The 11,158-nt window shown below is 70.2% G+C and carries 11 protein-coding genes and 1 pseudogene; 6 read left to right on the top strand and 6 right to left on the bottom strand.

The genetic code is table 11. The annotated features are described in order from the left end of the window. Positions 1-576, bottom strand: a pseudogene (locus B9S57_RS23970) (regulator); the annotation flags it as partial. Positions 577-892: 316 nt separating this feature from the next. Here B9S57_RS23970 and lipB point away from each other — a divergent pair. The 4 genes from lipB to B9S57_RS23950 all read left to right on the top strand — a co-directional run bounded on the left by lipB (position 893) and on the right by B9S57_RS23950 (position 4,007). Beyond that, positions 893-1,699 (top strand): lipoyl(octanoyl) transferase LipB, encoded by an 807-nt coding sequence (gene lipB / locus B9S57_RS23965; protein WP_103517674.1) that lies wholly within the window; start codon positions 893-895, stop codon positions 1,697-1,699. A 130-nt stretch (positions 1,700-1,829) separates the two neighbouring features. Continuing rightward, entirely contained in the window at positions 1,830-2,798 is a 969-nt protein-coding gene (lipA, locus tag B9S57_RS23960; protein ID WP_103517673.1) for a lipoyl synthase, read from the top strand. A 270-nt stretch (positions 2,799-3,068) separates the two neighbouring features. Then, positions 3,069-3,269, top strand: a complete 201-nt coding sequence (locus tag B9S57_RS23955; protein ID WP_103517672.1) for a hypothetical protein — start codon at positions 3,069-3,071, stop codon at positions 3,267-3,269. Positions 3,270-3,299: 30 nt separating this feature from the next. Beyond that, positions 3,300-4,007 (top strand): DUF4191 domain-containing protein, encoded by a 708-nt coding sequence (locus B9S57_RS23950; protein WP_103517671.1) that lies wholly within the window; start codon positions 3,300-3,302, stop codon positions 4,005-4,007. A gap of 99 nt (positions 4,008-4,106) precedes the next feature. On the opposite strand, the gene B9S57_RS23945 is transcribed toward B9S57_RS23950, so the two are convergent. Further along, entirely contained in the window at positions 4,107-4,574 is a 468-nt protein-coding gene (locus B9S57_RS23945; protein ID WP_103517670.1) for an RDD family protein, read from the bottom strand. A 222-nt stretch (positions 4,575-4,796) separates the two neighbouring features. Between B9S57_RS23945 and glnA the strand changes: the two genes are divergently transcribed. Beyond that, the gene (glnA, locus tag B9S57_RS23940) at positions 4,797-6,206 is read left to right on the top strand and encodes a type I glutamate--ammonia ligase (protein ID WP_103517669.1); all 1,410 of its coding nucleotides are present in this window, start codon (positions 4,797-4,799) and stop codon (positions 6,204-6,206) included. A 240-nt stretch (positions 6,207-6,446) separates the two neighbouring features. Here the strand turns inward: glnA and B9S57_RS23935 are convergent, their stop codons facing one another. From B9S57_RS23935 to B9S57_RS23920, 4 genes are all read right to left on the bottom strand, one after another. Continuing rightward, on the bottom strand, positions 6,447-8,258 hold the full coding sequence (locus B9S57_RS23935; RefSeq protein ID WP_103517668.1) for a choline/carnitine O-acyltransferase: 1,812 nt from the start codon (positions 8,256-8,258) through the stop codon (positions 6,447-6,449). Positions 8,259-8,301: 43 nt separating this feature from the next. Beyond that, complete coding sequence (locus B9S57_RS23930; protein ID WP_103517667.1) at positions 8,302-9,108, bottom strand: class I SAM-dependent methyltransferase; 807 nt, start codon at positions 9,106-9,108, stop codon at positions 8,302-8,304. 57 nt (positions 9,109-9,165) lie between these two features. Further along, the gene (locus B9S57_RS23925; RefSeq protein ID WP_103517666.1) at positions 9,166-10,035 is read right to left on the bottom strand and encodes an arpA protein; all 870 of its coding nucleotides are present in this window, start codon (positions 10,033-10,035) and stop codon (positions 9,166-9,168) included. A gap of 331 nt (positions 10,036-10,366) precedes the next feature. Then, a complete protein-coding gene (locus B9S57_RS23920; protein ID WP_103517665.1) occupies positions 10,367-10,651 on the bottom strand; it encodes a hypothetical protein in 285 nt (94 codons plus the stop codon). A gap of 119 nt (positions 10,652-10,770) precedes the next feature. Between B9S57_RS23920 and B9S57_RS23915 the strand changes: the two genes are divergently transcribed. Continuing rightward, positions 10,771-11,130, top strand: coding sequence for an arsenate reductase family protein (locus tag B9S57_RS23915; RefSeq protein ID WP_103517664.1), 360 nt, complete (start codon positions 10,771-10,773; stop codon positions 11,128-11,130). Positions 11,131-11,158: the final 28 nt, after the last annotated feature.

Raw genomic sequence — 11,158 nt, 5'->3', positions numbered from 1 at the left:
CTGCAGGGTGCCGGTCCCGTTGGCCTGGTGGAGCCCGTGCGGGGCGCGCGCCGCGTGGGCCTCGGCGGCCGAACGGGGCGCGGGCAGGCCGGCCGCTGCGGTCCCGCGGTCCGGAGCGTCACCGTGGCCCACCCATTCGTCGGCCCGGCCGATCAGCCAGTCCCGGCTCGGGACGACCAGTCCTGCGGGGGTGAACGCGATCTTGCGCAGCTCCGCATGGCTGCCCGAGTCCTTGCGCCACAGCCCGCTGACGATATCGACGGCCTCGGCGGGCGTGGCGGCGAACTCCAGACCGGCGTAGACGGGCGCACACGCGTCCAGGCCCAGGTCCTGCGCGGAGAGCCGGCGTCCGAGCCGTCTGGTGAAGACCTCGGCGATCAGGGCAGGAGTGGTGCCGCGGGGCTGCTGACCGCGCAGCCACCGGGTCACCGAGGTCTTGTCGTATCGCAGGTCGAGCCCGTGTTCGAGGCCGAGCTGGTCCACCCGGCGGGCCAGGCCCGCATGGGAGAACCCGGCCTCCGCGATGAGGGCAGCGAGCCGCCGGTTCGGGGTGCGCTGCGGAGGTCGTTCCGACATCAGCTGCAAGGTCTCCTGCCTTCGGCGCCGGGCGGGCAGCCCTCACGGGCTCCCCCACGACGGGGAGCGGGCGAGCCCGTTATGGAACGGCGCGAATTTAACTGCCCCGGCGGTGGCGCCGGTGACCTTCGCTCCACGTTCATCCGATCGTGTGAGGATTTGCCCGATCGCTGACGGAGGCATCTCCGCCCGTAACCTGCCGCACCCGGCCCTCCGGAGCAGTCGTACAGTGGCTGGGGGCGCACATCAGTGCATGGTGACGTGGCTCCGGGGACACCCCCCGGCCCTCCGGCACCGCGAGTAGGGAGGCACCCGAGTGAGTGAGCTGCGGTTCGTCCGCATGGGATTCGGCGAGGAACGGGTCGAGTACCAGGAGGCCTGGCAGAAGCAGCGCGAGGTGCACGCCGCCCGGTTCGAGGACACCGTCCCCGACACCTGCCTGCTCCTCGAACACCCGCCCGTCTACACGGCGGGCCGGCGCACGACGGAGAGCGAACGCCCACTGGACGGCACCCCGGTGATCGACGTCGACCGCGGCGGGAAGATCACCTGGCACGGCCCGGGGCAGCTCGTCGGCTATCCGATCATGAAGCTCCCCCGCCCGGTGGACGTGGTCGCCCACGTGCGCCGCCTGGAGGACGCGCTGATCCTGACAGCCGCGGAGTTCGGTGTGGAGACCAGCCGGGTCGAGGGCCGCAGCGGCGTCTGGGTGCTCGGTGACCCGGTCGAGGACCGTCCCGCGCTCGGGGGGCTGTCCCTGGACTTCGACCCCCGGCTGCACGACGAGGAGTTCGACGCCCGGCTGAACGGACCCGAGTACGCCCCGTCCAACGCGGGCCAGCGCCGCGAGGACCGCAAGCTGGCCGCGATCGGCATCCGGGTCGCCAAGGGCGTGACCATGCACGGCTTCGCCCTGAACGTGAACCCGGACAACACCTGGTTCGACCGGATCGTGCCCTGCGGGATCCGGGACGCGGGCGTGACCTCGCTCTCCTACGAACTGGGCCGCGAGATCACGATCGCCGACGTGCTCCCCGTCATCGAGAAGCACCTGAGGGCCGTCCTGGAGAACGCGGAGCTCGCGCCCCGTGCCGTCGGGACCGCGGAGGCCGCCTCCGCCTGAGGCTCCGCGCGGGCCCGCCGGAATAGGGCCCCTCGGCCACAGGTTAGCCATACGTAAGACCGTTCTAACCACGGGCGTACCCTGGTGTTCGCCGAAGAATCCAATGCAGCGAAAGCAAAGGGGTGCCGGAGTGTCCGGTGTCGCACCCGACGGGCGCAAGATGCTGCGCCTGGAGGTCCGAAACAGCCAGACCCCCATCGAGCGCAAGCCCGAGTGGATCAAAACCCGGGCGAAGATGGGCCCCGAGTACACGAAGATGCAGGCGCTCGTGAAGAGCGAGGGACTGCACACCGTGTGCCAGGAGGCCGGCTGTCCGAACATCTACGAATGCTGGGAGGACCGCGAGGCCACCTTCCTCATCGGCGGCGACCAGTGCACCCGGCGCTGCGACTTCTGCCAGATCGACACGGGGAAGCCGCAGGCGCTGGACCGTGACGAGCCCCGCCGCGTGGGTGAGTCCGTCGTGACGATGGACCTGAACTACGCCACGATCACCGGCGTCGCGCGCGACGACCTGGAGGACGGCGGCGCCTGGCTGTACGCGGAGACCGTGCGCCAGATCCACGCCCAGACCGCGGAGCGGGAGGGCGGCGCCACGAAGGTCGAGCTGCTCATCCCCGACTTCAACGCGGAGCCCGCGCAGCTCGCCGAGGTCTTCTCCTCGCGCCCCCAGGTGCTCGCGCACAACGTCGAGACGGTCCCGCGGATCTTCAAGCGGATCCGGCCCGGTTTCCGTTACGAGCGCTCCCTCGACGTCATCACGCGGGCCCGGGAGGCCGGCCTGGTGACGAAGTCCAACCTGATCCTCGGCATGGGCGAGACCCGCGAGGAGGTCAGCGAGGCGCTCCAGGACCTGTACGACGCGGGTTGCGAGCTCATCACGATCACGCAGTACCTCCGGCCGTCCGCGCGGCACCACCCCGTCGAGCGCTGGGTGAAGCCGCACGAGTTCGTGGAGCTGAAGGACGAGGCCGACGCGATCGGTTACTCCGGCGTCATGTCGGGCCCGCTGGTGCGTTCCTCGTACCGCGCGGGGCGTCTGTTCCAGCAGGCGATGGAGCGCCGCGGAGCGACCGCAGGCACCCCGTCGTCCGTGTGAATCGGCGCACAAGAAATTACTGAACAGTAATAGCCGCGACGACGCGGCCCGTACGCCCCCCGCAGGTCGGGGGCCCGTATGGGCCGCGTCGGCGTGCGCGGCGCCGAAATCAGAGTTTCATTGGTGTTTGACCGACCGGTCATGCACTGGTAACACCGAGCAGTGACCCTAGGTACATACGCGGAGGCTCCCGCAGCCGCCGTCGTCATTGCTTCCCGCTACCCAGTGCGCGCCGGGCGCGCGCATCCGCTCCGAGGGGGAACACCCACGATGCACGCAGCACCGGTACGAGCCAACGCCATCCCGACCGTCGGCACCGCGCTCCGCGCTGTCGAGTCGCTGCTGATGAGCAGCGGCCAGCGCACGGCCCGCAGGAACGCCTGGACGGCCGTCCTGGAGGACCGCCGCAGGGCCCAGGACCGGGTCGAGGCTGAGCATGTGCTGAAGGCTGTGGCCGACCACCGTTCCTAGGTCACCTCCGGGCCACGTAAACTTCGGTACATGGCGAGGAAGGCAAACACTGAAGGCGCGGACAGCGCCGAGAACGCGGGGCGGCTCAAGCAGATCGCCCTGACCTACAAGATGACCAGGCGGTCGGACCCCAAGGTGGGTCTTGTCGTCGCGGGTGTGGGAATCATCACCTTCGGTGTCCTCCTCGGGATCGGTTTCCTGATCGGCCACCCGGTCTACGCGGGCATTCTGGGCTTCGTACTGGCCTTCCTCGCGATGGCGATCATCTTCGGACGACGTGCCGAGCGTGCGGCCTTCGGTCAGATGGAGGGCCAGCCGGGTGCTGCCGCGGCCGTGCTGGACCGGGTGGGCCGCGGATGGACCACGACCCCGGCCGTCGCGATGAACCGCAGCCAGGACGTCGTCCACCGCGCGGTCGGCAAGGCAGGCATCGTGCTGGTGGCCGAGGGCAACCCGAACCGGGTGAAGAGCCTCCTGGCGGCCGAGAAGAAGCGGATGGCCCGCATCGTCATCGACGTGCCGGTCCACGACATCATCGTCGGCGACGGCGAGGGTCAGGTGCCGCTGAAGAAGGTGCGCACCACGATGCTGAAGCTTCCGCGGGTCCTGACCGGCCCGCAGGTGACCGCCGCCAACGACCGCCTCCGGGCGATGGGCGACCTGATGAGCAACATGCCGCTGCCGAAGGGTCCGATGCCCAAGGGCATGCGGATGCCGCGCGGCGGAAAGATGCGCTGACCGAAGACGTGACGAGAAGAGCGGCCCCGGACGACGTCGTCCGGGGCCGCTCGCGTGCAGTGCACCGCTCCCCGCGTCCCGTCCGCCTGGTGGACGGTCTCAGATACGGACCTGGACGGCGCGGGCCAGCCGGTCGTGAAGGCCGCGGCTGTCGCGGTCCCAGACGATGGCCGGGATCACCAGGAGGAGCAGCACGCTCCTCAGGACGACCCGGACGACGCCGAGCCGTCCGCCGTCCTCGGCGATGACCCGCAGCCCCAGAATCCGCTTGCCCGGGGTGGAACCCACCGTTCCGACCGTCAGCAGGCTCATGACGAGGAAGATGCCGAGCGCCCAGTTGCCCGCCGCCTGCTGGTCACCCCCTGCGAGCAGCCCGTATGCGATCACCATGCACACGGCCCAGTCGATGAAGAGAGCCCCGAAGCGCCGGCCCAGCGGGGCGATCGACCCCGGGCCCTCCTGGGGCAGACCGAGGCGCTCGCCCCGGTAACCGAAGTCGGCGCCCATCTCCTCGGCCGCCGCGCGCGGCCCCGAGAGCCACGATCCGATTGCTTGCCTGTTGTCCACCCGACCACGGTACTGCGCCCACGTTTGCACCCGGCCGGGCGGGGCACGGAACACGTCGCCGAGATGCCGCCCGCAACCGGGCTGGTTAACTTGTGCGAAACAAATGGGTCACGCCGGAGAAATCCCGTTTACCTAAGGTCGGGTCCAGCGTGTGCCACCGCACTGGCCACACAGACGAGCTGCAACCCCGCCCGTTCCCGGGTCGGGAGTAGGAGGAGTTGGATGTTCCAGAACGCCGACGAAGTCCAGAAGTACATCGCCGACAACGACGTCAAGTTCATCGACGTCCGGTTCTGCGACCTGCCGGGTGTGATGCAGCACTTCACGATCCCCGCAGCGACCTTCGACCCGGCCGAGGAACTGGCTTTCGACGGCTCGTCGATCCGCGGCTTCCAGGCCATCCACGAGTCGGACATGGCGCTCCGTGCGGACCTGTCCACGGCCCGTGTCGACCCGTTCCGCCGCGACAAGACGGTGAACGTCAACTTCTTCATCCACGACCCGATCACCGGCGAGCAGTACAGCCGTGACCCGCGCAACGTGGCCAAGAAGGCCGAGGCCTACCTCGCCTCGACCGGTGTCGCCGACACCGCGTACTTCGGTCCCGAGGCCGAGTTCTACGTCTTCGACAACGTCCGCTTCCAGACGTCGGCGAACGAGAGCTTCTACCACATCGACTCCGAGGCCGGCGCCTGGAACACCGGTGCGGTCGAGAACAACCGGGGTTACAAGGTCCGCTACAAGGGCGGCTACTTCCCGACCCCGCCGGTCGACCACTTCGCCGACCTGCGCGCCGAGATCTCCATGGAGCTGGACAAGAACGGCCTCCAGGTCGAGCGCCAGCACCACGAGGTCGGCACCGCCGGCCAGGCCGAGATCAACTACAAGTTCAACACGCTGCTCGCCGCGGCCGACGACCTGATGCTCTTCAAGTACATCGTGAAGAACGTCGCCTGGCGCAACGGCAAGACCGCGACCTTCATGCCGAAGCCGATCTTCGGTGACAACGGCTCGGGCATGCACGTCCACCAGTCGCTGTGGCAGGGCGGCACGCCGCTCTTCTACGACGAGCAGGGCTACGCGGGCCTCTCGGACATGGCGCGCTACTACATCGGCGGCATCCTGAAGCACGCCCCGTCGCTGCTGGCCTTCACCAACCCGACGGTGAACTCCTACCACCGCCTGGTCCCCGGCTTCGAGGCCCCGGTCAACATGGTGTACTCGCAGCGCAACCGCTCCGCCGCGATGCGTATCCCGATCACGGGCTCCAACCCGAAGGCCAAGCGCGTCGAGTTCCGTGCCCCGGACCCGTCCTCCAACCCGTACCTGGCGTTCTCGGCCCTGCTGATGGCCGGCCTGGACGGCGTCAAGAACAAGATCGAGCCGCCGGAGCCGATCGACAAGGACCTCTACGAGCTGGCCCCCGAGGAGCACGCGGGCGTCCAGCAGGTCCCGACCTCGCTCCCGGCGGTCCTCGACGCCCTCGAGGCCGACCACGAGTACCTCCAGGCCGGTGGCGTCTTCACGCCCGACCTGATCGAGACGTGGATCGACTACAAGCGCACCAACGAGATCGCCCCGATCCAGCTGCGCCCGCACCCGCACGAGTTCGAGCTGTACTTCGACCTCTAGGCGCGGGGCCGGGGACGTCCCCGGCCTGCGAAGGATTCATCGGTGAGGGCTGTCTCCCTGCTCACCAGGGAGACAGCCCTCACCGTCTTTCCGCGTACGTGAAGGCACCGCTTCGAGGGCGTCAGCCCCGGAGCCCGCTCGCTCCACGGGTGCCCACCGGCCTGCACCGCCCGCGCACCTCTGCCCCCGTGGGGTGGTGCGCCCCCGGCCCCAGGGGGCGCACCACCGTACGGTCCGCGCTCAGTCCGTCAGCAGGTCGCGCAGTTCGGCGACGGCCTCGGTGAGGTGGTCCGCGAAGGCGTGCATCTGGTCGGCCACCGTGCGCGGGGTGCTGAGGTAGAGGTTGAAGCGGTCCGGCAGCAGGACGTAGGCGACGCCGATGCATCGGCTGCTCGTGGAGCCGAAGCCGAAGTACTGGATGTTCTCCGAAGGCGCCGAGCTCGTGCTCAGGTAGTCGTCCCGCATGGTGAGCCAGCCCGGGGAGCGGTAGAGCGAGGGCTGCTCGTCCACACCGAGTTCGTCGCCGCGGCGGCGCTGGATCAGTTCCAGCTCCCACAGGTGCTGCTCGGGAGCCTCTCCCGCCTGGCACTCCTTCGCCCGTGCCACATGGGCCCCGGCGGCGGCCCGGAACGCGGCGCGGCGGGTGTCGCGGCCGGTCCCGGGATCCTCCATCGCGGCGACGAAGGCGGGCATCTCCGGGGTGACGACGCGCATCGCCTCGGTGCGGCCGTGCCGGAACTGCCGGGTGGCGATGGACTCGTACGTCGCTCCCAGGTGGCCCTTGGCCCGCTGGTGGGCGAGCTGGTAGGCGAGCTGGACGAAGGCGTCCGGGGACACCTTGAGTGCCTTGGCGGCCGTGCTGCCGAAGTCGCCGAACGACACGGTGCGGGTGGCGGTGTCGTTCCCGTACGCGGCGAACGCCTCGGCCGCGGCGCGCACCCGGGCCCGCAGGGGCGCGTCGAGCTCGAAGGTGAGCGGGCGCGGCACCGGCTCGCCCTGGGGGCGGGCGCCGGACCCTCGGGAGTGTTCGTCGGGCGAGGTGCCGAGCAGGGCGTCGGTGAAGCTGAGGATGGTCGTCCCGTCCAGCTCGCAGTGCTCGACGTTGATGCCGGCCCGGCCGTCCGCGTAGACGACGAAGGAGACGGCCTTGTCGAACCAGCGGTTGCCCCGGTCTCCGTGGAGCAGTTCGTCGCAGGCGGCCTGGGTACCGTCCGGTGCGAAGTCCTCCAGGCAGACGCAGAACAGGGCGGTCTCGATGTCGTCCAGCGTCCGGGCGTTGCCGGGGTGGCCCTCGACGAGGGAGGCCCGGGTGGCCGCCCACTCCGCCCGCGCCAGGGTGGTGAGGTGACCGGCCCGGTCCTCGTCGGCGGTGTGGACGTCGGCCTTGGTGACCGCGCGCAGCCCGGCCTCGATCTCGTCCAGGCTGTGCGGGACGCCGTCGGGCCCGAGCACGTCCAGCCGGAACATGGTGCCGCGGAAGAACACCACGATGTGCCGGGCCGTGGACGGTCCGGGCTCCCGCTCGCTGTACGGGGCGCGCACGGTGTCCAGCGGGACGCCGGGGATGCGGGTCGTGGAGAAGAGGTACGAGTTCTGCACCATCGACTGGGGGACGCCGCGCTGTTCCACCGGCGCGACCATGCCCTCGTCGAGCTGCCGCTTGTAGTGCAGCGCGCCCGCGACGAGCCCGGCCGCACGGTCGAGCTGCCCCTGGCCGGTGTCCTGGAAGAGGAAGAAGAAGTTGGCGTTGAGCGCGATCCGGTCGCGGCGGCCGAGGTAGCGGTACGGCCAGAAGGTGTCGAGCCAGCTGTGCACGCCCTCCGTGGCGTCGTACTCCTCCAGTGCCGCGTGCAGGGTCCGGCCGGGGCCGCCGGGCCTCAGGAACGCGGTGACCTCGGCCTCGGTCTCCGCCCGTTCCCGCTCGGTCAGCAGTGGGGCGCACCAGGTGAGGAACCTCTCGCAGCTCGCCTCCAGTGTGGGCAGCGGCACGCGCGGGAGGGTGCCCTCACGGGCGAAGGCGGCGTCGGCTGCTGCTTCCTGACTGACGTTCAATGCGGCTCTCTTCTCGTTGAGTGGGGAGGGGTGGGAGAGGGGACTACCGGTGCTGCGGTCTGGAGAGGTAGAGCTGAGCGTAGAGCCAGCCGTCGTCCTCCAGTCCGCTCGCGTCCACCTCGGCGGCGGCCAAGCTGTCCAGGACGCCACGCTGTTCCTCCGGACCGGCGAACCGCCGCTGCTTGAAGACCTCGTCGACCCGGACGGTCCGGTAGCCGAGCTCCGCCAGGGCGTCCTCGACGGGGTCGAAGGGGAACATCCGCAGTACGAAGTGGGCCATCCAGGGGAGGCGGCCGTCCTGTGCCCGCACGACGCGGGTGAGGGTGCGTTCGGTGACGTAGCCGACGCAGCCCGTGGAGATCACCAGGTCCGTGCCCCCGAGCAGGTCCCGCTGCTCGGGGGTGGGGTCGTTCGCCTCGAGGTCCGCGTGGACGGTGGCGTCGAGGAAGCCGGCTTCGCGCGCGTAGGCCAGGGCGCTGGTCGAGGCGTCGAGGCCGGTGAAACGCAGACCGTGGGCGGGGCTCCGGGAACGGGAGAGGTCCCGGTCGCGCTCGATCAGTGCGGCGCGGGTTGCGGGGCCGCTGCCGTCGTAGCGGGCGTAGAGCTCGTCCATGGTGGCGTCGTACTTGAGCAGGGCGGCGTTGATCCCGTACGAGCAGCCGATGTCCAGGATCCGGGGGACGGCGACCTGTTCCGTCTCCCGGTACTCCCTGATGAGCTTGTCGAACCAGGGCTTGGCCAGCTGGGGGACGCGGTAGCCGAGCGGGCGGAGCGCCTGGAAGTACGTGCGGGGGTCGGGCGCGGTGTAGATGTGGTCCAGTGAGACTTTTCCGGACGCGTCGAGACGCAAGGGACTTCTCCTCGGTGGGGGCGCGTGGGGGGGGTGCCTGGAACCGTTCGCCGTGCGTCAGTCCAGCAGCAGGTCGCCCCGCACGGCGCGGCCTTCCGCGGCCAGGTGCCCGGGCAGTACGCGGCCGAAGAGCTGCCGTGTGCGGGCCACGCTGCCGATGACGCCGGGGCGCTCGCTGTAGGCGAAGATCGCGCTGTGGCGTGCGCGGGCGCCCCGGACGGGACTGACGCGGTGCAGCGAGTAGCGGCCCTTGAACAGCTGCAGGTCGCCCGGCCTCAGGGGCAGGTGCTCGGGCGGCCGGGCGGCACGGCCGTCCAGGACGTCGCGGACGTCGTCGAAGCGCTCGTCCTCGGCGGTCCTGATGTTCGGGCAGTACTCGAAGGAGCCGCCCTCCTGCGCCTCCTGGGTCAGCATGCTGACCGTGTACTCGTTGGTGTCGAAGTGCCAGGGGTGCTCCATGCCCGGCCGTACGACGTTGAGTACGAGGCCGGAGAGCGGATCGGCGAGCTCGTACAGGCGGGGCAGGGAGAAGCAGTCGGCGACGAACCGCTGGAAGGCCTCGTGGGCGTAGAGCCTGCTGATGAGGGAGTCACCGGGGATGCGGTCGCGGGCGACGAAAGCGTTGCCGCGCTCGAAGGTGCGCCGGCCGGGATGGTCCGCGGGCAGGTCGGCGTCCACGTCGATGTTGTAGACGTTGACGGTCTCGACGTCGAAGTACGCCTGCGGAGCGAGGGCGGCGCACTCCTGTCGCAGTACGTCGTGGAGCGCGGGCCGGACGAAGTCAGGCAGTACGGTGCAGCCGTCCTCGGCGAGTTCGCGCCTCGCCCGCGCCACCACGGCGCGGGCTCCGGTGCTTCGGGGGTCCGACAAGGGGTAGCGGTCCGTGTCGACCACCTGGTCGAGCGTGATGGCTTGCAGAGTGCTCATTCGACCCTCTCCACGCGCATGTCGGTAACTCAACTGACGAGTAACAGAGTTGAAGTTCCCACAGCGCCGCCGCGTTGTCTGTGACACGTCGCACTTCCGGACCGCGTGTGCGGGGCGCGGACCTTTGCGTCCGGGGCAGGCGGCAGCCGTTCGAGCAGGGGCCGTACTCCCGCAGACCGCCCCTCCCCCGTCGCCGCCGTATACGGTCCCCGGCCCGAGGTCGTCTCGGGCCTGCGTGGACGTCGTGGGCGATGTGGAGCCCGAAGGCGTTCGCCTCGCGGCGCGGGCCCGCCCGTGCCCCCTCGGACCTCGGGGGCACGGGCGGGCGGGGTCAGCGGCCGTAGCGGATCAGGGCGCGGACCATGCGGCAGGTGGTGTCGGACGGCGGGTGCATGGCGAGACGGTCGGCCGTCGCGCGGATGCGGTGGTTGGACGCGCTCGACGGCTGGTACACCCCGGTGTCGAGCAGGGCGATGGCCAGACGCATGGCCTTGAGGCGGCGGTTGTGGGAGACGTACCACTCGCGGGGGCGGCCCGCGGGAAGCCGCTTCTTCCGCGGCGGGGTGGGAATCGGCTCGGTCGTGGCGGTGTGGGTCGTGACTGTGGCAACGGCCATCGGCAACCTCCTGGCACGGTGGTGGAACTCTCACGAACTCCCTCCATTTTACTGCCTCCCACTGACAATCACCCCTGGCCAGAGGCGCTTTCGCGGATCCCTCCCGTACCCTTGGCCCCATGGAGATCTGGATCAATCCCGCCTGTTCCAAGTGCCGCAGCGCGCTGGCTCTGCTCGACGCCGAGGGCGCCGACTACACGGTCCGGCGCTACCTGGAGGACGTGCCCTCGCCCGAGGAGATCCGGGCGGTGCTGGACCGTCTCGGGCTGGAGCCGTGGGACATCACCCGGACCCAGGAGGCTGCGGCAAAGGAGCTCGGGGTGAAGGAGTGGGCGAGGGACGCCGGCGCGCGCGAGCGGTGGATCACGGCGCTGGCCGAGCACCCGAAGCTGATCCAGCGCCCGATCATCACCGCGCAGGACGGTTCGGCCGTGGTGGCGCGGACGGACGAGGCGGTGCGGGACGCGCTGGGGCGATGAGGGCCGCGCTCAGGGGCTGTCGCGCTGC

Source organism: Streptomyces sp. SM10, from assembly GCF_002910915.1.
Classification (GTDB): Bacteria; Actinomycetota; Actinomycetes; order Streptomycetales; family Streptomycetaceae; genus Streptomyces.
This window is presented reverse-complemented; position numbering and strand designations above follow the sequence as displayed.

Bases quoted from the DNA above. Each gene is read 5' to 3' on its own strand.
- B9S57_RS23955 (WP_103517672.1), top strand. From the start codon at position 3,069: ATGCACGCAGCACCGGTACGAGCCAACGCCATCCCGACCGTCGGCACC.
- B9S57_RS23950 (WP_103517671.1), top strand. From the start codon at position 3,300: ATGGCGAGGAAGGCAAACACTGAAGGCGCGGACAGCGCCGAGAACGCG.
- B9S57_RS23920 (WP_103517665.1), bottom strand. From the start codon at position 10,651: ATGGCCGTTGCCACAGTCACGACCCACACCGCCACGACCGAGCCGATT.
- B9S57_RS23915 (WP_103517664.1), top strand. From the start codon at position 10,771: ATGGAGATCTGGATCAATCCCGCCTGTTCCAAGTGCCGCAGCGCGCTG.
- glnA (WP_103517669.1), top strand. From the start codon at position 4,797: ATGTTCCAGAACGCCGACGAAGTCCAGAAGTACATCGCCGACAACGAC.
- B9S57_RS23925 (WP_103517666.1), bottom strand. From the start codon at position 10,035: ATGAGCACTCTGCAAGCCATCACGCTCGACCAGGTGGTCGACACGGAC.